At 55.4% G+C, this 23648-nt stretch carries 20 protein-coding genes and 1 tRNA gene; all 21 read left to right on the forward strand.

Going from position 1 to position 23648, the window contains the following annotated elements:
- Position 1: 1 nt before the first annotated feature.
- The 21 genes from AC0L8N_RS16965 to rpsO all read left to right on the forward strand — a co-directional run bounded on the left by AC0L8N_RS16965 (position 2) and on the right by rpsO (position 23598).
- Complete coding sequence (locus tag AC0L8N_RS16965) at positions 2-700, forward strand: NADH-quinone oxidoreductase subunit C (protein WP_473669316.1); 699 nt, start codon at positions 2-4, stop codon at positions 698-700.
- Positions 693-1946 (forward strand): NADH-quinone oxidoreductase subunit D, encoded by a 1254-nt coding sequence (locus AC0L8N_RS16970; RefSeq protein WP_473669318.1) that lies wholly within the window; start codon positions 693-695, stop codon positions 1944-1946. The genes AC0L8N_RS16965 and AC0L8N_RS16970 overlap by 8 nt, the downstream gene beginning before the upstream one ends.
- Positions 1943-2434, forward strand: coding sequence for an NADH-quinone oxidoreductase subunit NuoE family protein (locus AC0L8N_RS16975; RefSeq protein ID WP_473669320.1), 492 nt, complete (start codon positions 1943-1945; stop codon positions 2432-2434). The genes AC0L8N_RS16970 and AC0L8N_RS16975 overlap by 4 nt, the downstream gene beginning before the upstream one ends.
- On the forward strand, positions 2434-3738 hold the full coding sequence (nuoF, locus tag AC0L8N_RS16980) for an NADH-quinone oxidoreductase subunit NuoF (protein ID WP_473669322.1): 1305 nt from the start codon (positions 2434-2436) through the stop codon (positions 3736-3738). Before AC0L8N_RS16975 ends, nuoF begins: the two co-directional genes overlap by 1 nt.
- Entirely contained in the window at positions 3735-5903 is a 2169-nt protein-coding gene (gene nuoG / locus AC0L8N_RS16985) for an NADH-quinone oxidoreductase subunit NuoG (RefSeq protein ID WP_473669324.1), read from the forward strand. The genes nuoF and nuoG overlap by 4 nt, the downstream gene beginning before the upstream one ends.
- A 50-nt stretch (positions 5904-5953) precedes the next feature.
- The gene (nuoH, locus tag AC0L8N_RS16990) at positions 5954-6982 is read left to right on the forward strand and encodes an NADH-quinone oxidoreductase subunit NuoH (RefSeq protein ID WP_473670215.1); all 1029 of its coding nucleotides are present in this window, start codon (positions 5954-5956) and stop codon (positions 6980-6982) included.
- Between the two features lie 4 nt (positions 6983-6986).
- Positions 6987-7475 carry an NADH-quinone oxidoreductase subunit NuoI gene (gene nuoI / locus AC0L8N_RS16995; protein WP_473669326.1) on the forward strand — a complete coding sequence of 163 codons (489 nt, stop codon included), beginning with the start codon at positions 6987-6989 and terminating at the stop codon, positions 7473-7475.
- 14 nt (positions 7476-7489) lie between these two features.
- Positions 7490-8092: an NADH-quinone oxidoreductase subunit J gene (locus tag AC0L8N_RS17000; RefSeq protein ID WP_473669328.1), complete on the forward strand. Its 603-nt coding sequence runs from the start codon at positions 7490-7492 to the stop codon at positions 8090-8092.
- Positions 8089-8394 carry an NADH-quinone oxidoreductase subunit NuoK gene (nuoK, locus tag AC0L8N_RS17005; protein WP_068615906.1) on the forward strand — a complete coding sequence of 102 codons (306 nt, stop codon included), beginning with the start codon at positions 8089-8091 and terminating at the stop codon, positions 8392-8394. The genes AC0L8N_RS17000 and nuoK overlap by 4 nt, the downstream gene beginning before the upstream one ends.
- 6 nt (positions 8395-8400) lie before the next feature.
- Entirely contained in the window at positions 8401-10368 is a 1968-nt protein-coding gene (gene nuoL, locus AC0L8N_RS17010) for an NADH-quinone oxidoreductase subunit L (protein ID WP_473669330.1), read from the forward strand.
- A 62-nt stretch (positions 10369-10430) separates the two neighbouring features.
- Positions 10431-11960 (forward strand): NADH-quinone oxidoreductase subunit M, encoded by a 1530-nt coding sequence (locus tag AC0L8N_RS17015; protein ID WP_473669332.1) that lies wholly within the window; start codon positions 10431-10433, stop codon positions 11958-11960.
- Between the two features lie 12 nt (positions 11961-11972).
- Positions 11973-13406 carry an NADH-quinone oxidoreductase subunit NuoN gene (gene nuoN / locus AC0L8N_RS17020; RefSeq protein ID WP_473669334.1) on the forward strand — a complete coding sequence of 478 codons (1434 nt, stop codon included), beginning with the start codon at positions 11973-11975 and terminating at the stop codon, positions 13404-13406.
- A gap of 74 nt (positions 13407-13480) precedes the next feature.
- A tRNA-Met gene (locus AC0L8N_RS17025) sits at positions 13481-13557 on the forward strand.
- Between the two features lie 591 nt (positions 13558-14148).
- A complete protein-coding gene (locus AC0L8N_RS17030) occupies positions 14149-15411 on the forward strand; it encodes a DUF2254 domain-containing protein (RefSeq protein WP_473669335.1) in 1263 nt (420 codons plus the stop codon).
- A gap of 131 nt (positions 15412-15542) precedes the next feature.
- Positions 15543-16910, forward strand: coding sequence for an APC family permease (locus tag AC0L8N_RS17035; RefSeq protein ID WP_473669337.1), 1368 nt, complete (start codon positions 15543-15545; stop codon positions 16908-16910).
- A 409-nt stretch (positions 16911-17319) separates the two neighbouring features.
- Positions 17320-17769 carry a ribosome maturation factor RimP gene (gene rimP, locus AC0L8N_RS17040; RefSeq protein WP_473669339.1) on the forward strand — a complete coding sequence of 150 codons (450 nt, stop codon included), beginning with the start codon at positions 17320-17322 and terminating at the stop codon, positions 17767-17769.
- A gap of 33 nt (positions 17770-17802) precedes the next feature.
- Positions 17803-19305: a transcription termination factor NusA gene (gene nusA / locus AC0L8N_RS17045; protein ID WP_473669341.1), complete on the forward strand. Its 1503-nt coding sequence runs from the start codon at positions 17803-17805 to the stop codon at positions 19303-19305.
- 23 nt (positions 19306-19328) lie between these two features.
- On the forward strand, positions 19329-21851 hold the full coding sequence (infB, locus tag AC0L8N_RS17050; protein ID WP_473669343.1) for a translation initiation factor IF-2: 2523 nt from the start codon (positions 19329-19331) through the stop codon (positions 21849-21851).
- A 25-nt stretch (positions 21852-21876) separates the two neighbouring features.
- On the forward strand, positions 21877-22245 hold the full coding sequence (rbfA, locus tag AC0L8N_RS17055) for a 30S ribosome-binding factor RbfA (protein WP_473669345.1): 369 nt from the start codon (positions 21877-21879) through the stop codon (positions 22243-22245).
- Positions 22245-23180: a tRNA pseudouridine(55) synthase TruB gene (truB, locus tag AC0L8N_RS17060; protein ID WP_473669347.1), complete on the forward strand. Its 936-nt coding sequence runs from the start codon at positions 22245-22247 to the stop codon at positions 23178-23180. The genes rbfA and truB overlap by 1 nt, the downstream gene beginning before the upstream one ends.
- 148 nt (positions 23181-23328) lie before the next feature.
- Positions 23329-23598, forward strand: coding sequence for a 30S ribosomal protein S15 (gene rpsO, locus AC0L8N_RS17065; protein WP_068615883.1), 270 nt, complete (start codon positions 23329-23331; stop codon positions 23596-23598).
- The last annotated feature ends 50 nt before the right edge of the window (positions 23599-23648 follow it).

Genomic DNA, 23648 nt, shown 5'->3' on the forward strand with positions numbered 1-23648 from the left:
AATGAACGACAAATACGAGACCCTGGCGGCTCGGATCGACGCTCGTTTTACGAGTAACGTGGTTCGTGTGCCGTCCACCTGCAGGGAATTGACCTACGAGGTCGAACGCGACGCGTTGCTTGAAGTTGCTGAGGCAATTCGCGACGAATTCGGGTTCGAGCAACTGATCGATGTTTGTGGTGTTGATTACCTCACCTATGGCACCGCTGAATGGGTGACGGAGCAGGCTACTGAAACCGGGTTTAGCCGCGGAGTTTTGCGCGAGCCTGTGATCCTCGATGAGTCAGACGTCTTTGAATCCCGGCGTTTTGCGGTCGTCTACCACTTGCTGTCGATACAGAACAACGTTCGCTTGCGATTGCGGGTCTTTACCGGCGAAAGCAATCCACCGGTCATCAAGTCGGTCGTCAATATCTGGAGTTCCGCCAACTGGTTCGAGCGAGAAGCGTTCGACATGTACGGCATACTCTTTGAAGGCCACCCTGATCTTCGCCGCGTCCTGACCGACTACGGCTTTATCGGCCACCCGTTCCGTAAAGACTTTCCGTTGTCAGGCAACGTTGAAGTGCACTACGACGCTGAGAAGGGCCGTGTAGCGTATCAGCCGGTCAGTATCGAACCGCGCACTTTGGTACCCAAGGTGATTCGCGACGACAACCGTTACAACCCAGATATCAAGGACGTCGCGACCGATGGCTGAGATTCAGAATTTTACAATGAACTTCGGCCCGCAGCATCCGGCCGCGCACGGTGTATTGCGCCTCGTGCTTGAAATGGATGGCGAAGTAATTCAGAAGGCAGACCCGCACGTGGGTCTGTTGCACCGCGGTACCGAGAAGCTGGCCGAGTCGAAGCCCTATAACCAGAGCATCGGTTACATGGACCGTCTCGACTACGTGTCGATGATGTGCAACGAGCACGGTTACGTGCAGGCCATCGAAAAATTGCTCGGCATTCAGGCGCCGGTCCGCGCGCAGTATATCCGGGTCATGTTTGACGAAATTACCCGCATCCTGAACCACTTGATGTGGCTGGGTGCACACGGGCTGGATATCGGCGCGATGACCGTGTTCCTGTATTGCTTCCGTGAGCGCGAAGACTTGATGGACTGCTACGAAGCAGTGTCCGGTACGCGTATGCACGCAACTTACTACCGGCCGGGCGGCGTCTACCGTGATTTGCCTGACAGCATGCCGAAGTATCAGGCGTCGAAATGGCGTAAGCAAAAAGACGTCGATGAACTCAACGAAGCCCGCGACGGATCTTTGCTTGATTTTGTCGAAGCGTTCACCGAGAAGTTTCCCGCGTGCGTTGATCAGTACGAAACGCTGTTGACCGATAACCGCATCTGGAAACAACGCACGGTTAACATCGGCGTGGTTAGCCCGGAACGTGCGCTCCAGCTGGGTTTCACCGGTCCCATGCTGCGCGGTTCAGGCATCGAATGGGATTTGCGCAAGAAACAGCCGTACGCGGTGTACGACAAGATGGACTTCGACATCCCGGTCGGTGTGAACGGCGACTGCTACGACCGCTACCTAGTGCGGGTTGAAGAAATGCGTCAGTCCAATCGTATCGTGAAGCAGTGCGTCGACTGGCTACGTAATAATCCCGGCCCCGTGATGGTGGATGATCACAAAGTCGTCGCCCCAAAACGCGTTGAGATGAAAGATGACATGGAGTCATTGATCCATCACTTCAAACTGTTTACCGAAGGCTATTGCGTTCCGGCTGGTGAAGCATACGCAGCAGTTGAAGCGCCGAAAGGCGAGTTCGGTGTTTACATGATTTCTGACGGCGCCAACAAGCCCTACCGTGTGAAGGTCAGGGCACCGGGCTTTGCGCACATAGCGGCAATGTCCGAGATGGTCGAAGGCCACATGCTGTCTGACGTGGTTGCCGTTATCGGTACCCAGGATATCGTTTTTGGTGAGATTGACCGATGAAGAATTCGGATGTGCTGTCGGCACACGTGTGTGAAGAGATAGAACGCTGGATAGCGCGATTCCCTGAGGATCGCAAACGCTCGGCCGTGATCGGAGCATTGCATGCGGCACAGCATGAGAACGAAGGCTTCCTCACGACGGAGATTATGGATGCGGTTGGCGAATACCTCGACCTGCCGCCCATTCAGGTTTACGAAGTCGCGTCGTTCTATTCCATGTTCCAGACCAAGCCGGTTGGGCGGCACAACGTCGCTATTTGCACCAACGTTTCATGCATGTTGCGTGGCGGCGAAGAACTGGTCGCGCATGCCGAGAAGAAACTGGGCATTAAGCTCGGAGAAAGTACCGCGGACGGACGTATTTACCTCAAACGTGAAGAAGAGTGCCTCGCAGCATGCTGCGGCGCCCCCATGATGATGGTGGATCACAAATACCACGAGAACCTGACCATCGAGCAGGTTGACGAAATTCTGGACGGGCTGGACTGATGGCGTACGAACAAAATCTGGTCTGCTTCAAAACCTTTGGCTCGGAACAGTCATGGTCGCTGGCTACTTACGAGAAGCACGATGGCTATCAAACCTGGCGGAAGGTGCTTGCCGGCGAATTGACACCTGAACAGATCATCGACGAAGTAAAAGCATCCGGCCTGCGCGGTCGCGGCGGTGCTGGTTTCCCTACTGGTCTCAAGTGGAGCTTCATGCCCCGAACGGCACCGGTACAAAAATACCTGGTATGCAACTCGGACGAGAGTGAACCCGGAACCTGTCACGACCGCGAAGTGCTGCGCAAAAATCCGCATGCCTTGATTGAAGGTATGGCGATTGCCGCTTATGCAATGGGCGCGACAGTTGCATACAACTACATTCGCGGCGAGTTCATTGACGAACCCGTGCCACGGTTCGAGGCGGCACTGGAAGAGGCCTACGCGGCCGGTCTGTTGGGCAAGAACATTCAGGGATCGGGAATTGATTTCGACCTGTACACGTTCGTCGGGGCGGGTGCTTACATATGTGGTGAAGAAACCGCGTTGATCGAATCGCTGGAAGGCAAGCAGGGCAAACCGAGATTCAAGCCGCCGTTTCCGGCGAACTTTGGTTTGTACGGTAAACCGACCACAATCAACAACACTCAAAGTCTCGCCAGCGTGCCAACGATTATGCGCAAGGGGGCGGCGTGGTTTGCGGCACTCGGTCCTGAGAAATCAGGCGGCACGGCACAGTTTTCAGTTTCCGGTCACGTTGAGAAGCCCGGCAATTTCGAGCTTCCGATGGGAATTCCGTTCAAAGACTTGCTCGAGCTTTGTGGCGGCGTGTGGCAAGGCCGCAAGTTGAAAGCCGTCATTCCTGGCGGTTCGTCGGTTCCCGTGTTGCCGGCCGATATCATCATGGACTGCACGATGGACTACACGTCATTGCAGCAGGCCGGTTCGTCGTTCGGTACCGGTGCGGTCATGGTGATGGACGACACAACCTGCATGGTGCGCGTCCTGCGACGGATTTCCCGATTTTACATGGCAGAGTCCTGTGGCCAATGCACGCCGTGCCGGGAAGGTACGGGTTGGCTATACCGTATGTCGACCCGAATTCTGGAAGGCGAGGGCCGTGAAGAAGACCTCGATCGCCTGGTGGCGGTAGCCAACAAGATCGAAGGGCATACCATTTGCGCATTAGGTGACGCCGCGGCCTGGCCAGTGCAGAGTTTCCTGCGACATTTTTATCACGAGTTCGAATACATGGTGAAGAATCGGGGCCGCAGTATTGTTGAAGGCGGCGCAGAGGTTGCGGCATGAGTGACGATACCGTAACCATTGAGGTCGATGGCAAGCCTGTTGAGGCGCGCAAAGGCCAGATGCTGATCGAAGTAACGGATGCTGCCGGGCAATACGTGCCGCGTTTTTGTTATCACGAGAAGCTGAGCATCGCGGCCAACTGTCGCATGTGTCTCGTCGAAGTCGAGAAAGCACCGAAACCCTTGCCGGCCTGCGCAACTCCGGTTGGCGATGGGATGAAGGTATTCACCCGTTCACCGAAAGCCATCGCTGCGCAGAAAGCAACGATGGAATTCCTGCTGATCAATCATCCACTGGATTGCCCGATTTGTGATCAGGGCGGCGAGTGTGAGTTGCAGGATTTGGCGATGGGCTACGGCCGTGATGTATCGCGTTACAACGACGGCAAGCGCGTTGTTAAAGACAAAGATATAGGCCCGCTCGTTTCGACTGACATGACACGCTGCATACATTGCACTCGCTGCGTGCGCTTCAGTCAGGAAATCGAGGGTCTGCAGGAGCTCGGTACTATTGGTCGCGGCGAAAACATGCAGATCAGCATGTACATTGAAAAGGCGGTCGACCACGAAATGTCGGCCAACATCATCGATCTGTGTCCGGTAGGTGCACTCAATAACAAACCTTATCGCTACAGTGCCCGCGCCTGGGAAATGGTGCAGCGGCCGGCGGTGTCGCCACACGATTGCGTGGGTTCAAACATGTACGCGCACGTACTGCGTGGCACGGTAAAGCGCGTTGTGCCGCGTGAGAACGAAGAAATTAACGAAACCTGGATTTCGGATCGCGACCGGTTCAGCTACCAGGGGATTTACAGCGACGAACGCCTGTCGCGGCCGCTGATGAAGGTCAACGGCGATTGGCAGAGTGTGGATTGGCAAGTGGCGTTGGAAAAACTGGCCAACGTCCTGTCGGCAGCTGACGGTGACAAAGTCGGTATCTTGTCAGCACCTACTGCAACGCTGGAAGAAAGCCACCTGCTGGCTCGAATTGCGGCGAAATTGGGTAGCGACAATCTTGACCATCGCTTGCAGCAACGGGATTTCTCAGACCAGGAGAATGACCCGTTAATGCCCGGGTTGGGTTGTAGCATTGCAGATCTGGAAACGCGGGATGCGATTCTCGTGGTGGGTTCGAATCTGCGCCGGGAGGCGCCGATTCTGGCGCACCGGGTACGCAAGGCAGCAATGGCCGGTGCACGTGTGGCATTTGTTAACAATGGCCGCCATGAATACAACTTCCCGGTCGCGGAATATCTGGATACAACTTCGTTGGTAGCAGAGCTCGCGGGTGTTGCCGTTGCATTGAGCGCTGGTCGTTCTCTGCCGGATTCGGTGCGCGATCTTTGCAAGGGCGTGTCAGCGACCGCCGGTCAGGAACAGATCGCAACCTTATTACGCGACGCTGCTGCTGCTCACGTACTGCTGGGTAACGTTGCCGGGCATCACCCTGCGTTCGCGGCACTGCGCGCATTGTCCTCGGCCATTGCCACGCTCGCCGAGGCAGGGTTCGGTCGCTTGAGTGACGGACCGAATTCGGCAGGTGCTTCACTTGCCGGCGTATTGCCGCATCGCAAGCCGGGCGGTGAAGCGCGCGCTCCTGGCGGTCTGAACGCTGCTGAAATGCTCGACGCTGATCTGGATGCGTTGTTGCTGCTTGGCGTTGAGCCCGACAAAGATCTGGCTGACAGTGATTCATTGGCGAAAATCGCCGCACAGAATTTTGTGGCCGCCTTGACGTGTTACGACACGCCAGCGCTTCGACAATCCGTTGACCTGATGCTGCCGATAGGCAGTTTTGCGGAATCGGCCGGTACGTTCGTCAATTGCGAAGGTCGGTGGCAGAGTTTTGCGGGCATGGCAAACCCTGTGGCCGAAGCAAGGCCAGCATGGAAAGTGTTGCGCGTGCTCGGCAATCTTCTGAACATCGACGATTTCGATTACGAATCCAGCGAAGATGTCTTGACCGACATAGGCACCGTGGTGGCCAAGTCGCCGCCTGCCGCGCAATACACAGGAAACAGGGTACTGCCGGGCGTCAATGGCGAAGACAAAGCGCAAGCTGAGTTCGATGTGCCGATGTACGCGACTGACAGTCTGGTACGCCGTGCTACGGCCTTGCAGCTGACGGCAGAGGCGCGTCGCAACGGCGGAGGGAACGAGGTATGAGCGGTTTGATTCCTCAGTTCGTTGTCGACATCTGGGACAATCTGCCACCGATGCTACAGTACCTGACCATCACTACCAGTCAGATTTTGGCCGTCACCATTTGCGTCATTCTTACTGTTGCCTTTACCACTTACTTTGAACGCAAAGTAATAGGTTACATGCAGGGCCGAGTTGGTCCGAACCGGGTTGGTCCGTACGGCTTGCTTCAGCCATTCGCTGACGTCATCAAACTGCTGATCAAAGAAGTGGTCATTCCGACCCGGTCGAATCGCTTCCTGTTTGTTATTGCGCCGTTGTTATCGATTATCCCGGCTTTGGCTGCTTGGGCGGTTATTCCGCTAACGGATTCTTTCGTTATTGCCGATATCAACGCAGGCCTTCTGTACGTCCTGGCCCTGACATCTATCGGCGTATACGGGGTGATACTGGCGGGCTGGGCAACCAACTCGAAGTACGCATTTCTCGGTGCCATGCGTTCCGCTGCACAAATCGTCGCTTATGAAATAGCGATGGGCTTTGCGCTGGTTGGCGTCCTGATGGCCGCAGGCAGCCTGAATCTGGGCGATATTGTCCGCGCGCAGTCCGGCGGTTTCAGTCAGTGGTTCCTGTTGCCATTGTTACCGCTCTTTGTCGTTTACTTCATTTCGGGCGTCGCGGAGACCAACCGTGCGCCGTTCGACGTAGCGGAAGGCGAGTCCGAAATTGTGGCCGGCTTTCACGTTGAATATTCAGGTGTAGCTTTCGCGGTGTTCTTCCTCGCGGAGTACGCCAACATGGTGCTGATATCCGCACTGACGGCGATCTTTTTCCTGGGCGGCTGGGCTTCTCCGTTCGAGGGTTGGGCATTCCTTGGCGAAGATAGTCTGTTGCGAGCAGGCAGCTTCTTCTGGCTGGCCGCGAAAATAGCATTCTTCATTTTCGTCTTCTTTTGGTTTCGAGCTACATTTCCGCGCTATCGCTACGACCAGATCATGCGCTTGGGCTGGAAGGTATTCATTCCGGTGACAATTATCTGGATCGCGGTTGAAGGCTTTATGTCCTGGATGCATTGGGGTCCATGGGCAAGGTTGGCAGGTTAATTTGATGGACAGGTTTGTAAGCTATTTTAAGACGTTTTCGCTGTGGGAGCTGTGGCAGGGCCTCGGCGTCACGTTCCGCAATTTCTTCCGTAAGCCGGTTACGGTCTACTACCCGGAAGAAAAGACGCCGCAATCGTCGCGCTTCCGTGGATTGCATGCGTTGCGTCGTTATCCGAACGGAGAAGAGCGTTGTATCGCCTGCAAATTGTGCGAAGCCGTATGCCCGGCGCTTGCGATCACCATTGACTCCACTGTCGGTGAAGACGGCACTCGCCGTACGGCGCGTTACGACATCGATCTGTTCAAGTGCATTTACTGCGGCTTTTGCGAAGAAGCGTGCCCGGTCGACGCGATCGTTGAAACCAGGCTGCACGAATACCACATGGAAAGGCCCGGTGAAAATATCATGACCAAAGACAAGCTATTGGCTGTTGGTGATAAGTACGAAGCCATGATTTCGGCTGATAAAGCCGCCGATGCCAAGTATCGCTAAGGGGCAATAAGAACGTGTTTCACGCAATCCTCTTCTACTCTTTCGCCGCTGTCTTGATCGGCGCTGCACTGGGTGTGATTTTTTCGAAGAACCCGGTGCACGCGGTGATGTTCCTCGTGCTGGCATTTTTTCAAAGCTCCGTACTCTGGTTGCTGGCCGAAGCGGAGTTCCTGGCGATCGTGCTGATCCTGGTGTACGTCGGCGCGGTCATGGTGTTGTTCCTGTTTGTCGTGATGATGTTGGATATCAATGTCGAAGAGGCGCGCGATGGCTTCACCCGTTATCGCTGGTTCGGTCTCGGTATAGCGATGCTGATGGTGGTTGAGTTGATGCAACTGATTTGGTTGCGAGGCAGCGACGTGATGAGCGGCACTGGCTTTGCGCCAACCCCTGAGGGGTACAGCAATACCAAAGCGCTGGGAGCTGTGCTCTATACCGAACACGTGTATGCGTTTGAGCTTGCTGCTGTGATTTTGCTGTTGGCCATCGTTGCGGCGATTACTCTGACGATGCGCAAGCGGCCAGGCCTGAAAATGCAGAATATTTCCAAACAGGTTGCTGTGCGGGCTAAGGACCGCGTGCGAGTTGTGAAAATGGATTCGGAGAAGTCGCAATGATTGGTTTGCAGCACTACCTGACCATGTCGGCGATTCTGTTTGCTCTTAGCGTCGCCGGTATATTCATTAATCGACGTAATTTGATTCTCTTGCTGATGTGCATCGAACTGATGTTGCTGTCAGTTAACTTCAACTTCGTCGCTTTCAGCCGATACCTTGGCGATGAAACCGGGCAGGTATTCGTGTTCTTCATTCTTACTGTGGCTGCAGCAGAAGCCGCTATTGGTCTCGCCATTCTCGTGGTGCTGTTCCGTAATCGACGCTCCATTAATGTCCAGGAGCTGGACACCATGAAAGGCTGACGGGCAATGCACAGTATTCATCTGACAATTGTATTGGCGCCGCTGTTCGCGGCCATCATTGCGGGCCTGTTTGGTCACAAGATCGGCAGGGCGGGCGCTCATTGGATAACGATCCTCGGCGTCGGCCTGTCTTGCGTTTTGTCCCTCCTGGTTTTAAAGAACCTCTATTGGGATGGCGGTCAGTCTGACAATTACAGCCTGTATACGTGGGCGGTAACCGACGGATTGCGAATGGAGGTTGGCTTTCTGGTCGACCGCCTGACAGCGCTGATGATGGTTGTAGTGACCTTCGTTTCGCTGATGGTGCACATCTACACCATTGGCTACATGCACGATGATCCTGGCTACCAGCGCTTTTTTAGCTACATATCGCTGTTTACGTTTGCGATGTTGATGCTGGTGATGTCCAACAACTTCCTGCAGCTGTTCTTCGGCTGGGAAGCGGTAGGTCTGGTTTCGTACTTGCTGATTGGCTTCTGGTACAAACGAGAAACCGCAATATTTGCCAACCTGAAAGCGTTCCTGGTTAACCGGGTCGGTGACTTTGGTTTTATTCTGGGTATTGCCGGCGTGGTGATGTTCACCAACTCGCTGGACTACGCAACCGTGTTTTCCCAGGCCGACAACATTGCTGCACAGCAGATAGAAGTATTCGGCGGCAGCCCATGGAATGCGATGACGTTGATTTGCATTTTGTTGTTTGTCGGTGCGATGGGTAAGTCAGCGCAAGCGCCGCTGCACGTGTGGCTACCGGATTCGATGGAAGGTCCGACACCCATCTCCGCGCTTATCCATGCGGCTACCATGGTGACGGCCGGCATTTTCATGGTGGCGCGCATGTCACCGTTGTTCGAGTTGTCTGAAACGGCGTTGGCGGTTGTGCTGGTCATCGGCTCCTTCACTGCTTTCTTCATGGGCCTGTTGGGTATCGTCCAGAACGACATCAAGCGGGTCGTCGCGTACTCGACGTTGTCGCAGCTGGGTTACATGACGGTTGCTTTGGGTGTCTCAGCCTACGGCGCTGCGATTTTCCACCTCATGACCCACGCGTTCTTTAAAGCGTTGTTGTTCCTGGGTGCGGGCTCCGTAATTATCGCGATGCATCATGAGCAGGACATTCGCAAGATGGGTGGCCTGAAGAAATACATGCCGATCACCTACTGGACAGCATTGATCGGTTCGCTGGCATTAATTGGTTTCCCGGGCAGTGCGGGTTTCTTCTCGAAGGACGCTTTGATAGAGGCGGTCAAGGACTCACACTGGCACGGCCAGGGCGCAATATATTGGATTGCGTATCTGAGCGTATTGCTTGGTGTGTTCATCACCGCGCTGTATTCATTCCGGATGTTCTTCCTGGTCTTTCACGGTGAAGAGCGTATGGACGCCAAGACCAAATCGCACCTGCATGAAACACCGGCGGTGGTCACTGTGCCGTTGATCATGCTGGCGATTCCCTCGGCGGTTATCGGCTGGTTCGCCATAGGACCCGTGCTGTTCGGCGGTTTCTTTGGCGATGCGATTGTTGTCAGCCCGGCTCACGATGTGTTGGCTCATTTGGGTGAAAATTTCCACGGTAGCTGGGCCTTTATTCTGCATGCGTTACAAGGGCCAGCGGTTTATCTGGCTGCGGCGGGTGTGGTCACTGCCTGGTTCCTGTGGCTGAAGCGGCCGGATATTCCAGAAGCGCTCAAACAACGGTTTTCTGGTTTGTACAACCTGCTGGACCGCAAATACTACTTCGACGAATTGTGGATTAAGGGCTTTGCTGGCGGCGGTCGTGCGCTGGGCGGATTCCTTTCTGCCAAGGGTGACGCCCTGGTCATTGACGGCTTGCTGGTTAATGGCACCGCCAACAGCGTTCGTCGACTTTCCGGTGTCCTGCGGCATTTGCAGACCGGTTATCTCTACCACTACGCGTTTGCCATGATCATCGCCTTGACGATGTTCCTGGGCTGGCTGTTATGGCTGCAATAAGCGACGTGACTAAACAAGAACAAGACCCGCGACAGCGGCTCCGCGAACAACGAGTCTGACGCATGGATTTATCGCACAATATTCTGAGCATACTTATCTGGCTGCCGATTCTGGGTGGAATCGCTGTACTGGCGGCGGGAGATGATGGCGATGCCGACAGCGCCCGTGCTGGTGGCATGCGTATGCTTTCGCTGGGAGTGTCCGTACTGACGTTCCTGTTAAGCCTGTTCCTGTACAAGAGCTTCGACAACGGCACGGCTGCCATGCAGTTTGTTGAACGAGTGCCCTGGATTGCGGCGTTCAACGTTGAATACTTCCTTGGTGTTGATGGTATTTCGGCGCCGCTGATATTGCTGACAACGTTCATAACACCACTGGTGATCATTACTGGCTGGAACAACATCAAGCAACGCCCGGCACAGTACTTCGCGGCATTCCTGATCCTTGAAGGCCTGATGATTGCGGTCTTCTGCGCTCTTGATGCCGTGTTGTTCTACGTAATGTGGGAAGCCATGCTGGTGCCGATGTTCCTGATCATCGGTGTATGGGGTGGTGAACGCCGCGTATACGCGACGATGAAGTTCTTCCTCTACACGTTCCTCGGCTCTGTGTTGATGCTGGTTGCCTTTATTTATCTGTACGGCAAGACCGGCGACTTCAACTTCTTCTCGTTCATGGAAGTACCGTTGTCCATGACGGAGCAGAAGCTGATATTCATTGCGTTCCTGTTGGCCTTTGCAGTCAAAGTTCCGATGTGGCCAGTACACACGTGGTTGCCGGATGCGCACGTTGAAGCGCCGACAGGTGGTTCCGTCATTCTGGCAGCGATCATGTTGAAAATGGGGGGCTATGGCTTTGTGCGCTTGTCACTCCCGATGCTTCCGGACGGTAGCCAGTACTTTGCCGGTTTAATGATTGGGCTGTCGCTGATCGGCGTTGTCTACATTGGCATGGTTGCGCTGATGCAGAAAGACATGAAAAAGCTCATTGCATATTCGTCGATCGCGCACATGGGTTTTGTCACGCTGGGCTTCTTCCTCTTGTGGGGAATTGGCGAGGGTAACGGCGCCGGACTCGGAATTACTGGCGGCATGGTTCAGATGGTGTCGCACGGGCTTATTTCCGGTGCAATGTTCCTCTGTGTTGGCGTCCTTTACGATCGTGTTCACAGTCGACAAATTGCGGACTATGGTGGTGTCGCCAATACCATGCCGACATTTGCGGCATTCTTTGTACTGTTCGCGATGGCGAATGCCGGTTTGCCAGGTACCTCCGGTTTCGTCGGTGAGTTCATGGTGATCATCGCCAGCTTCAAAGCCAGCTTCTGGTACGCCTTCTTCGCCGCGATGACCCTGATTCTGGGTGCCGCCTATACCTTGTGGATGATCAAGCGCGTCCTCTATGGCGAAGTAGCGAACAAGCAGGTAGCAGAACTTAAGGACCTGAATCAGCGCGAGTTCGTTGTCCTCGGCATTCTCGCTGTAATGGTTTTGCTCGTTGGTCTATGGCCAGCTCCTTTGGTCGACATGATGACAGTAACCGTCGATCAACTCATTCAGCACATCAGCCAGTCCAAACTGGCAGCTTTGTAAGGTTCAAGACGAATGCGAGTTACTGATTTCATGCCTGCGGCACCGGAGATGGTCCTCCTTGGATTGATCTGTGCGGTATTGCTGATCGATCTGATGGTGCGTGATGAGAAACGCGTCGTAACCTTCTGGCTCAGTATTGCGGCACTTGCGGTGACGGCGATTGCCTTGCTTGCGACTGCTCCTGAAGGACGAGTCATTACGTTCGACGGCAGCTATGTCAGCGATGGCTTGTCGCAGCTACTGAAGTTGATGTCGGTCGGCGTGGTTGCAGTTGGTTTCCTCTATTCTCGCGACTATCTCAAACAGAATGAATTGCTGCGCGGCGAGTTCTTCCTGCTGGGCTTGTTCGGCCTGCTTGGCATCATGGTGATGATTTCGGCCAACAGCCTGCTGACCATGTATCTTGGCTTGGAGACGTTGTCGTTGTCGCTTTATGCGTTGGTGGCATTCGAACGCAATTCGGCTACAGCGGCCGAATCGGCGATGAAATATTTCGTGCTTGGCGCCATTGCATCCGGTGCCTTGCTGTACGGAATATCCTGGGTCTACGGTATTACCGGCAGCATTCAGTTCGACGAGATTGCCGCAGCCCTGCAAGCCCGTCCGGAACTCAATGACGTTCCTTTGTGGTTCGGGCTGGCATTTCTTATCGTCGGTATCGCGTTCAAATTCGGTGCGGTGCCGTTCCATATGTGGCTGCCGGATGTTTATCAGGGTGCTCGTTCACCGGTGACCTTGTACATAGCGTCCGCACCAAAGCTGGCAGCGCTCGCCCTGACGTTACGCATACTGGTCGATGGCTTGGGTGATATCCATGCCGTCTGGCAAGGCATGTTAATGGTCACCGGTGTCTTGTCTCTGGTCATCGGCAACATAGTGGCGATCGCCCAGACAAACATCAAACGCATGCTGGGTTATTCTGCGATAGCGCATGTCGGTTTCATCTTGCTCGCGATCTTTACCGGTTCGGCGGAAGGCTACGGCGCTGCGGTGTTCTATACCGTCACGTACGTGATCATGGCGGCCGGTACCTTTGGCATGATCATTCTGCTCAGCCGGCAAGGTTTCGAAGCCGATTCGATCAGCGACTTCAAGGGCCTGAACGCGCGCAGCCCATGGTTCGCACTGATGATGCTGTTTTTCATGTTTGGTCTGGCTGGCGTGCCGCCGTGGGTTGGTTTCTTCGCCAAGGTGAACGTGATCAGCGCGGTGGTGAACGCGGGCTTCTCAGGTTACGCCGTATTGATGGTCTTGGCGTCAGTCGTCGGGGCTTTCTATTACCTGCGCGTGATCTGGTACATGTACTTCGATAAGCCGGCTGATCGCTCAGTGTTTCAGGCGGGCAGGGATACGCAGTTCGTGCTCAGTCTGAACGGTGTGGCTGTTCTTGTTTTGGGTATTGTGCCGGGTTGGCTTCTCAAAATGTGCCTGGACGTCATGGGATAACGATTCGCGTCTGTATTATTTAAATAACAGGTTGTAATCATCAGGCGACGTTTGTATGATCCCGTCCCTACTGATGCGGGGTGGAGCAGTCTGGCAGCTCGTCGGGCTCATAACCCGAAGGTCGCAGGTTCAAATCCTGCCCCCGCTACCAAATTGAAATGCCGGGCCCGGTCTTTTTCGGGTCCGGCTTTTTAGTTTGGAAATGAGCAAGGTTGAACCTGTACAGCCGCGGCGCGGCGCAGGTTCGTGTCGAGCGCGGCGCAGCCGCGCGACATAACTGAGCCTCGAAGAGGCGAAGGCCCATCCTGCCCCCGCTACCAAAAACTAAAAGAGCCGGTCCCTGTGGGTCCGGCTTTTTTTATGCCATCGCGGACAGAATTTGTCTGCGAAGGGATCTGAGCGATTTTGGGTTGAGTCACTGAAGAGCAATCCGCGCCGGGCGGTCTGGAAAATTGTCGGCATGGCCAGCAAGTAGAAACCGAATTTCGTCCCTGTTATTCGTTGAATAGCCAGCGCTTAGGGACCGGCGTTCTTCCCCGCCATCCCTGCCAGAAAAGTCGCTCAACGTATGATGCATTGGCAGATAGTCTCGCGGGGGCAGACTCGCTGAAGCCCTGTTCCTCGTTGAGATCCGGCAGGCCCTGACGGTCCCGGATCGCGCCCATGTTATTGTGCCAATGGGCTGCCAAACTCCAGCCATCGCGATATTGATGCACACTGGTTCAGGCAAGTGGGAGTGCGAATGAGTAACCGACTGGGATTCTGGCTGAATCGATTGGGAGAACGCCTGTGGGTGAGGCCACTGGTATTCTGTGTCTTGTCCGTCGGTGGTGCTTTTTTGGCGAAAATTGCTGATCGACTTGATCTTGATGACGTAGTGCCGGATATCTCGCCCGATTCTATCGAGGCTTTGCTCTCCATCGTTGCATCCAGCATGTTGGTGATTGCGACCTTTGCCGTGGCGTCGATGGTGTCGGCCTATGCCTCCGCTGGAAGCGCCGGCACCCCACGGTCGTTCCCGTTAATAGTGTCCGATGACGTGTCGAAAAACGCGCTGTCGGTTTTTATCGGGGCATTTATTTTCAGTATTGTTGCGTTGGTGGCTTTGAAGAACAGCTACTACCAGAACGCTGGGCATTTCGCGTTGTTTGCGTTAACCCTTGGCGTCTTCGCCTGGGTAGTGCTGACGTTCGTTCGCTGGGTGGACAAGATTGCACGGCTAGGGCGATTGGGCACCACGGTTGATAAAGTAGAAAGCGCGACTGCTGCTGCGCTGCAATCTCGCCGCCGCTACCCCAGTATGAGTGCGGTGGCAGCTACGGGTAAATCGTCTGAAGGAAAGCCCGTCTTCGCCAGGAAAGTTGGTTACGTACAGCACATCGATATTAGCGCATTGCAGCAGCATGCTGAGAAGTGGAATCTGCAGATTAGGGTGGCGGCTTTGCCGGGAACCTTGGTGACGCCTGATAAGCCGGTTGTCTATTTTGCTCGCTCAGAGTCGGACGCGGATGAGTTCGATGAGTCAATGTTGACTGCTCCGTTTGAGGTCGGAGATGACCGGGTATACGAAGACGACCCTCGATTTGGCCTGATCGCACTTTCGGAAATAGCCAGCCGCGCATTGTCGCCAGCGGTCAATGACCCGGGCACAGCGATCGATGTGATCGGGACTCTACTGAGATTGTTCGCTGCCTGGAGTTCGCCGCTCGATGAGGACGAGTCCAAAATGGAAGTTCGTTTCGACCGGGTACAGGTACCACTACTGTCTGTACGTGATCTGTTTGACGACGCGTTCGCGTCGATAGCTCGTGACGGTGCCGGGCTCGTCGAAGTACAGATCCGGCTACAGAAGGCGTTATCGGCACTTGCTGCGATGAAAAACGATGAAATGGCAGCGGCGGCCAGAGAGCTTTCGCAATTGGCATTGGAGCGGTCGAAGAACACGCTTACCTTGCAGCACGATATTGATTTGGTTGTGGCACAGGCAGATTGGTCTGCGGAGTAGAACCCATAAAATAAACTGGCGTATACGCCCGGTGCCGGACGCAGTTTTCACATTACAAGGACTGTGTTATTGAATACTGTGGCCCTTAGGGCGGCCGATTGTGCCGCGAACAAATTTCAATCAGGAGACGCATGAGCAGCGGCTTTGTCAGAGTCATCAACAGACGCGAAGTACTGTCATTGGCCTTCGGCGCAATGGTCGGCTGGTCCTGGGTGGCGCTGAGTGGCGTTTGGGTCAACAACGCCGGGCCTGCAGGGGCGGTTGTGGCATTCTTGCTGGGCGGGACCGCCGTAATCCTGGTTGGCCTGACTTACGCGGAGCTCGCGTCGGCGATGCCGCTGGTCGGTGGCGAACACGCTTACTCGAAACGGGCGCTGGGTCGGACAGCGTCGTTTATATGCACGTGGGCAATTCTTCTGGGCTACGTGTCGGTGGTTGCATTCGAGGCCGTTGCACTACCCACGGTACTTGAATACCTGGTTCCCGGGTTCAGTCAGGGGTATCTGTGGACGGTGGCAGGATGGGATGTAAACGCCAGTTGGGTTGCTACCGGGTCGGTGGCGGCCATTTCGATGGTTGTACTCAATTGCATCGGTATTCGTACCGCGGCCAAGCTTCAGGTGCTTGTGGTCGTAGTAATCCTGCTTATTGGCACGAGCTTGTTTACCGGCGCTGCAGTGCGTGGCGAAGTCGCGAACGTATCGCCTGGTTTTGTCGGCGGCATAGCTGGGATGGCCACTGTGCTGGTGATGGTGCCATTCATGTTCGTCGGATTCGACGTCATCCCGCAATCGGCTGAAGAGATCAATGTGCCGTTTGCCGAAATTGGCCGTCTGCTCATCGTCTCCATTGTGCTGGCCGTAGTCTGGTATGCAGCGGTCATCGGTGCGGTAGCGCTGGGCTTGCCCGCAGCCGACCGGTCCACAGCAACATTGCCGACAGCGGAGGCCGCTACGGCATTGTTTGGCGGCGAATGGGCCGGGCGATTGTTGGTGATCGGTGGAATAGCCGGGATTATTACCAGTTGGAATGCATTCCTGATCGGTGGCAGCCGCGCGCTCTATGCGCTGGCTGTAGCCGGGCAGGCGCCCAGCGCATTTGCAACTTTGCACCCGAAGTACCGGACCCCGCATCGGGCCATCATGCTGATTGGCGGCTTCGCGGTCATTGCGCCGCTGTTCGGTCGCCCAGCAATGGTCTGGCTGGTTGATGCGGGCGGGCTGGGGATCGTCACTGCCTACGCGATGGTTGCTTTGTCGTTTCTGGTTTTGCGCAAACGAGAGCCGGATATGCAACGGCCTTACCGCGTCAGTCACGGCATGGCGGTCGGCTCGGCGGCATTGCTGCTGTCCGTCGGGCTTGCAGCGCTGTACCTGCCGTGGAGCCCAGCGGCGCTGATATGGCCGCAGGAATGGGCCATAGTCATTTTCTGGTGCCTGTTAGGACTGCTCTTTTTCTGGAGTAGCCGGAAGCGCCAAGCCGACCGTATCGCTGATTAGCCCAGCCGTTCGGTCGTCAGCAGCCAGGCAGCGGTCGAGCCGTTTATCCGGTTTGGGCGCGCTTGGTCCGGATCAGCGGTTAACTCCGCAGGCCGATTCCCGATTTCCGATACGAGCTCACGCCAGAGGGGGGGCATGTGTGGGCAGTCGGTCGTCATTGCGCAAGTCGGCCGAATTGCCTATAATCGCGCGCCTGCGGGTGGTGGGTTTGCACTACAGACACTTGTCTTCGAGTGCGCTCTTGCCTCCGCTACCAGCTACTTGGTAGACGAAGAAACCCCGCTATGGGGTTTTTTGTTGCCCGGTGACAGTGGCTCGGGCTCGGACCGAGGGTAAGACGAATGGGCCGAAGGCCCATTTTTTGTTTAGGAAATATGTTTAAAATACAGACGTTTACGAGGCGATCAAGATGACCAGTGAGGAACTCTCCCGGTTGCTGGAGCCTGCTATTGAAGGTCTGGGCTACGAGTTGTGCGATCTCGAGGCGAAACTCGGCGGCCGCGACGGCGTGCTGCGGGTTTTCATCGACAAGCCTGAGGGCATCGTGCTGGAGGATTGCGAGAAAGTTAGCCGGCAGATCAGCGCTATTCTCGACCTCGAGGATCCATTGCCAGGGCAGTACGCTTTGGAAGTGTCGTCGCCGGGGCTGGATCGGCGTTTGTCGAAGCCCGCGCATTTTGAACGTTTTTTAGGTGAAGTCGTAAAGATCAAATTGCGTATGCCGCTGGATGGGCGACGCAATTATCGAGGCACACTGCGTGCCGCGAATGAAGAGAACATAGAAGTTGAGGTCGACGGACAGGCACATAGCTTGCCGATTAAGACCATTGAGTTGGCCCGACTGGTGCCGTCGCTCTGATCGCGATGACACCGCATGGACTAGGTAAAGATTATGAGTAAAGAAATTCTGATGGTGGTGGATGCTGTCTCTAACGAGAAGGGCGTCGAAAAAGACATCATCTTCGAGGCAATCGAAGCGGCCCTGGCATCGGCGACGCGTCGCCGTAACGGTGACGACATTGACGTCCGAGTGGCAATTGACCGCGAGAGTGGCGATTACGAGACATTCCGCCGTTGGTTGGTATTTGCTGATGAATCCACCGAGCTTGAATTTCCGGATCGCGAACTGCGCATGATCGATGCTGTTGACGTCGATCCCGCAGCAGAACCTGGCGGCTACGTCGAAGAGCCGATGGAGTCAGTGGACTTTGGGCGCATTGCGGCGCAAACCGCAAAGCAGGTCATTGTCCAGAAGGTACGTGAAGCAGAGCGCGAGCAGGTCGTCGAAGAGTACAAGGAACGCGTCGGCGAGATGTTGTCCGGGTTGGTAAAGCGTGTCGATCGCAACGGTGTCTATATCGACCTTGGCGGCAACGCCGAAGGCTTTGTTTCGCGTGATCAAATGGTGCCGCGCGAGCCAGTACGTCCGCAAGATCGCATGAAGGCTTTGTTGACTGAAGTACGTTCGGAACCGCGAGGCCCGCAATTGTTCATGACCCGGACATCACCGGAATTTTTGGTCGAGCTGTTCAAGATCGAGGTTCCCGAAGTTGGCCAGGGCTTGATCGAAATTCTGGGCGCTGCTCGTGACCCGGGTTTGCGCGCCAAGATTGCAGTTAAGAGCAACGATTCGCGAATCGATCCTGTCGGTGCTTGCGTCGGTATGCGCGGTTCGCGCGTCCAGGCCGTGTCCAATGAGCTGGCCGGCGAGCGAGTCGATATCATTCTCTGGAACGAGAACACGGCGCAGTATGTTGTTAATGCGATGTCTCCGGCCGAAGTCGTGTCTATCGTCGTCGACGAAGATTCACACAGCATGGATATCGCCGTTGACGAGGATAAGTTGTCACAAGCGATAGGTCGTGGTGGTCAGAATATCCGCCTGGCCAGCGAGCTCACCGGTTGGGAGCTCAACGTCATGACTGAAAATGACGCCGAGCAAAAGACCGAAAAAGAAACCCGTGAATTGTTGGACCTCTTTTCCAAGCAGCTCGATGTTGACGAAGAAGTCGCGTTGATTCTGGTGCAGGAAGGGTTCTCAACCATCGAAGAAGTGGCATACGTGCCGACTTCGGAATTGATGGCAATTGAAGAGTTTGACGAAGATATCGTTAACGAGCTGCGCAATCGTGCCCGGGATGTACTACTGACTCAGGCGATTGTTCAGGAAGAAAAAATTGACGAAGCTGAGCCGGCCGAAGACCTGCTTAGTATTGAAGGCATGGATCGCGGACTGGCGTTTAAGCTGGCCAGCGAAGGCGTTGTTACTCGCGAAGATCTCGCTGAGTTGGCAACTGATGATCTGCTTGAAATTAACGAAATGGATCAGGAAGAAGCAGCTGCCCTGATTATGAAAGCCCGCGCCCATTGGTTCGAAGCAGAACAGCAGGCCTGATGACGGAACACCTGGAGTAAGTGATGGCTGACGTTACTGTTGCACAATTTGCGGACGTACTGAAAGTTTCGGTCGATAAGTTGCTCGCGCAGCTGGATGAGGCCGGAATCAAAGTAAAAGGTTCCGACGATACGATTAGCGAAGATGCGAAGCTCGAGTTGCTGACGCACCTTCGACGAAGTCATGGTCAGCAAGCCACGGCGGGTGACGATGGCGCGCCGCGGCGAATTACGCTCAAGCGTAAATCGCAGTCTGAACTGCGGCTGGCTGGTGCACAAGGACGATCACGAACCGTCAATGTAGAGGTTCGTCAAAAGCGCACATACATAAAGCGCGATGTTCTTGAAGAGCAGGCACAGAAAGAGCAGGACGCGCTTGACGCAGAGCGTCAGGCCGAACTTGATCGGATTGAGGAAGCACGTCTCGCTGTAGAGCGCGAGAAGGCCGAGCGCGAAGCGTTGGTTCAGAAAGCCGAAGAGACCAAGCGGCAGAAAGAAGAGGCCAAGCGTGAGGCGGAAGACGCCGCTCGTGAAAAAGCGGCGAAAGAAGCGGCGGCTGCAGCCGAGGAAAAAACCCGCTTGGAAAAAGCGGAGCAGGACGCCCGCGAACGCCGTGCCAAAGAAAAAGATCGCAAGAAAGCCAAGCCGGGCGAAACCCGCTATGGCCGTAAAGAATTGCACGTGGCTGGCGACAAGAGCGGTCGTCGCAAGCGTAAATCTCCGTCGCGCCGACGACCGGTCAATGTTGCCGGTGACGGCCAGCACGGTTTCGAACGACCGACAGCGCCAGTTATCCGTGAAGTCGCACTCCCGGAAAGTATTGCCGTCTCCGAATTGGCCCAACGAATGGCAGTCAAAGGCAACGAGGTTGTCAAAGTGCTGTTTAACATGGGCGCTATGGTGACCATTAATCAGGTTATCGATCAGGACACAGCCACACTGGTCGTCGAAGAGTTTGGTCATACAGTGAAGCTGGTTAGCGGCGCTGAAATGGACGAGAGCTTGCTGGCGAACGAGAAGTTAACCGGTGATGAAGTACCGCGCGCGCCAGTCGTTACCGTGATGGGCCATGTCGATCACGGCAAGACCTCGCTGCTCGATTACATTCGTCGGGCGAAAGTGGTCGATGACGAAGCCGGCGGTATTACCCAGCATATCGGCGCTTACAACGTCTCGACCGATAAAGGAAACATTACGTTCCTCGATACCCCGGGTCACGCGGCGTTTACCGCCATGCGTGCACGCGGTGCGCAGGCAACCGATATCGTTATTCTGGTTGTAGCGGCTGATGACGGCGTCAAGCCGCAGACAGTCGAAGCGATCAAGCACGCGCGTGCCGCGGGCGTTCCCATCGTGGTCGCGATCAATAAAATTGATCGGGAAGCCGCCGACATAGAACGAGTGAAAAACGAGTTGTCGCAGCACGAGGTGATCTCCGAAGACTGGGGTGGCGACAACATGTTCGTACCCGTTTCGGCACATACCGGTGAAGGCATCGATCAGCTTCTGGATGCATTGTTACTGCAGGCAGAAGTCATGGACCTCAAGGCGGTAGCAGAAGGTGCGGCGCAGGGTATCGTTATTGAGTCGAGCCTCGAAAAAGGCCGAGGCGCTGTTGCAACGTTGCTCGTGCAGGCTGGTACTTTGAAGCAGGGCGATATGATTATTGCCGGCGAAGAATACGGTCGTGTTCGCAACATGTTTGACGGAACACAGAAATCAGTTAGTTCGGCAGGTCCATCGACGCCGGTCGCTGTGCTCGGTCTTTCCAAGACGCCAAGCTCGGGTGATGAGTTCCTGGTCGTCAAGAACGAACGTAAGGCACGCGAAGTGGCTGAGTTCCGCCAGAGCAAGACGCGTGAATCGAAACTTGCGCAGCAGCAAGCCGCGAAGCTGGAAGATGTCTTCAGTCAGATGACCGAAGCCGAGCTTGGCGAAGTGCCGTTGATCATCAAGTCGGATGTGCATGGCAGTACGGAAGCATTGCGCGATGCACTGACCAACCTCTCTAATGATGAGGTGAAGGTCAAAGTCATTAGTTCGGGTGTTGGCGGTATTACGGAATCTGATGCGACGCTGGCCGCGGCCTCGAAGGCGGTCATCATCGGCTTTAATGTTCGGGCGGATAGCGCTGCACGAACTGCAATCAAAGAATCCGGTGTTGACGTTCGTTACTACAGCATTATCTACGAAGCCATTGATGACGTGAAAGCGGCACTCAGCGGTCTGTTGTCGCCGGAAATTCGCGAGAACATCGTTGGTCTGGCCGAAGTTCGCGAGGTATTTACTTCGCCGAAACTGGGTAACGTTGCTGGTTGTATCGTTAGTGAGGGCTACGTGAAGCGTGCGCTGCCGATTCGCGTGCTGCGCGACAACGTCGTGATCTACGAAGGTGAACTCGAGTCGTTGCGCCGGTTCAAGGACAACGTAAATGAAGTTCGTGCCGGTACAGAGTGCGGTATCGGTGTAAAGAACTACAACGACGTTAAGCCTGGTGATCAGATTGAGTGCTTTGAGCGGGTTGAAGTTGCCCGTTTCATTGAATAACTGAACGCCAGCGACGGGCCACAAGATGCCACGCGAATATTCCCGAAGTCAGCGCATGGGAGCTCAGGTGCTGCGCACCTTGAGCGAACTGCTGCGCTCGGAAGTCAAAGATCCGCGCCTGGAGTCGGCGTCGCTGACCGCCGTTGAGCTGTCGCGTGACCTTAGTGTTGCTCGCGTGTATTTCAGCTTGCTGAATCCGGACGACGAGCCGCAACCGGCCCTTGACGCATTAACCCACGCGAGTGGTTTTCTGCGTAGCAAGCTCGGACGGGCGATGAAAGTACGCCACGTTCCCGAACTTCGTTTTGCGCATGACGACAGTATCGCGCACGGATCGGCAATGTCGAAACTTATCCAGGATGCTCTGGACAAAGGCAACAACGGCAACGACTGATGGCGGCGGCTCCACAAAAGCGACGGGAGACAGTGCCCGTGCATGGCCTTGTGTTGCTGAACAAGCCGGCCGGCCTGACTTCAAATCAGGCGTTGCAGAAAGTGAAACGTCTGCTAAAAGCTCGCAAAGGCGGCCATACGGGAAGCCTCGACCCGGCCGCCACCGGCATGTTGCCGCTGTGTTTTGGCGAAGCAACCAAAGTCTCGGCTTATTTATTGGACGCGGACAAGTCGTACCGGGTCGTCGCGAAATTGGGCGAGTCCACGGATACCGCTGACGCTGACGGAAAAGTGATTGATTCGGCTGCTGTGCCGGATCTTGACGCTGCACGATGGGCAGAGATTCTCGCTGGCTTTCTGGGTGATTCCGAGCAGATACCGCCAATGTATTCGGCGCTGAAAAAAGACGGCAAACGGCTCTATGAGCTGGCGCGGCAAGGTCAGGTGGTTGAACGCGCTGCCCGGCCAGTACGAATCAGCGAGATCGAGCTGCTTGAGTACCACGGTCGCCGCCTCGCATTTCGGGTCAGTTGCTCTAAAGGCACCTATATAAGGACGCTCGTGGAGGATGTGGCTGCCGTGGCAGGAACGCTGGCACACACGGTTGTCTTGCATCGCGAGACCGTGGCCGGGTTTGCGGCTTATGACATGCTGGAATTGTCCGAACTGGAAGAGCTGGCGGCTGAAGGCGATCTCGATGCGCTGTATGCGCGCCTGCTGCCGATAGATAGTGCACTGCAGCATTGGCCGTCTTGCGAGTTGCAGGCCACTGATTGCCAGCGCTTTGAGCGCGGACAGCCGGTTGCAGCGACCGCAGAATGGCCGCAAGGGACCTTGTTGAGGGTCTATGACGAGGCCGCACGGTTTGTAGGTATTGCGGAATCGGTCAGCGAAGGCCGGCTGGCGCCAAAGCGGGTGTTCAATTTGGCACCCTGAACGATAGGCCTGCAGCGGTCAACAGCCGCTGGCAGGGAAAATATCGCCTAATTCACGCGAATGGGCTATTAACGGCCGGGAACAGGCGCTAGAATAGCGCGCTTCCAAAAAGGGCCTAAGATTAGAGAACGATTGGAGTTTTTGAGTAATGTCACTTTCCACTGGAAATAAGAGCAGCATTGTCGCGGATTTCGCCCGTGGCGAGGGAGACACCGGTTCGCCGGAAGTTCAGGTCGCGCTGCTGTCAGCACGAATTAGCGAGCTCACCGAGCATTTCGGCGAGCACAAGAAAGACCACCACTCCCGGCAGGGTCTGCTGAAAATGGTTAACAAGCGCCGCAAGCTGCTTGACTACCTGAAAGGCAAAGATCAGGCGCGGTACCGCGAGCTGATTTCCCGGCTCGGTCTCCGCCGTTAAATATTCGGCGCCAAGTGCAATGAACGAAGCCACCGCGCGATCCTGTAATG

The organism is Woeseia sp. D3-10, assembly GCF_055809415.1.

Excerpts from the sequence above, each read along its gene's own strand:
- AC0L8N_RS16965 (WP_473669316.1), top strand. The coding sequence starts at position 2 with ATGAACGACAAATACGAGACCCTGGCGGCTCGGATCGACGCTCGTTTT.
- AC0L8N_RS16970 (WP_473669318.1), top strand. The coding sequence starts at position 693 with ATGGCTGAGATTCAGAATTTTACAATGAACTTCGGCCCGCAGCATCCG.
- AC0L8N_RS16975 (WP_473669320.1), top strand. The coding sequence starts at position 1,943 with ATGAAGAATTCGGATGTGCTGTCGGCACACGTGTGTGAAGAGATAGAA.
- nuoF (WP_473669322.1), top strand. The coding sequence starts at position 2,434 with ATGGCGTACGAACAAAATCTGGTCTGCTTCAAAACCTTTGGCTCGGAA.
- nuoG (WP_473669324.1), top strand. The coding sequence starts at position 3,735 with ATGAGTGACGATACCGTAACCATTGAGGTCGATGGCAAGCCTGTTGAG.
- nuoH (WP_473670215.1), top strand. The coding sequence starts at position 5,954 with ATGCTACAGTACCTGACCATCACTACCAGTCAGATTTTGGCCGTCACC.
- nuoI (WP_473669326.1), top strand. The coding sequence starts at position 6,987 with ATGGACAGGTTTGTAAGCTATTTTAAGACGTTTTCGCTGTGGGAGCTG.
- nuoK (WP_068615906.1), top strand. The coding sequence starts at position 8,089 with ATGATTGGTTTGCAGCACTACCTGACCATGTCGGCGATTCTGTTTGCT.
- nuoL (WP_473669330.1), top strand. The coding sequence starts at position 8,401 with ATGCACAGTATTCATCTGACAATTGTATTGGCGCCGCTGTTCGCGGCC.
- AC0L8N_RS17015 (WP_473669332.1), top strand. The coding sequence starts at position 10,431 with ATGGATTTATCGCACAATATTCTGAGCATACTTATCTGGCTGCCGATT.
- nuoN (WP_473669334.1), top strand. The coding sequence starts at position 11,973 with ATGCGAGTTACTGATTTCATGCCTGCGGCACCGGAGATGGTCCTCCTT.
- AC0L8N_RS17030 (WP_473669335.1), top strand. The coding sequence starts at position 14,149 with ATGAGTAACCGACTGGGATTCTGGCTGAATCGATTGGGAGAACGCCTG.
- AC0L8N_RS17035 (WP_473669337.1), top strand. The coding sequence starts at position 15,543 with ATGAGCAGCGGCTTTGTCAGAGTCATCAACAGACGCGAAGTACTGTCA.
- rimP (WP_473669339.1), top strand. The coding sequence starts at position 17,320 with ATGACCAGTGAGGAACTCTCCCGGTTGCTGGAGCCTGCTATTGAAGGT.
- nusA (WP_473669341.1), top strand. The coding sequence starts at position 17,803 with ATGAGTAAAGAAATTCTGATGGTGGTGGATGCTGTCTCTAACGAGAAG.
- infB (WP_473669343.1), top strand. The coding sequence starts at position 19,329 with ATGGCTGACGTTACTGTTGCACAATTTGCGGACGTACTGAAAGTTTCG.
- rbfA (WP_473669345.1), top strand. The coding sequence starts at position 21,877 with ATGCCACGCGAATATTCCCGAAGTCAGCGCATGGGAGCTCAGGTGCTG.
- truB (WP_473669347.1), top strand. The coding sequence starts at position 22,245 with ATGGCGGCGGCTCCACAAAAGCGACGGGAGACAGTGCCCGTGCATGGC.
- rpsO (WP_068615883.1), top strand. The coding sequence starts at position 23,329 with ATGTCACTTTCCACTGGAAATAAGAGCAGCATTGTCGCGGATTTCGCC.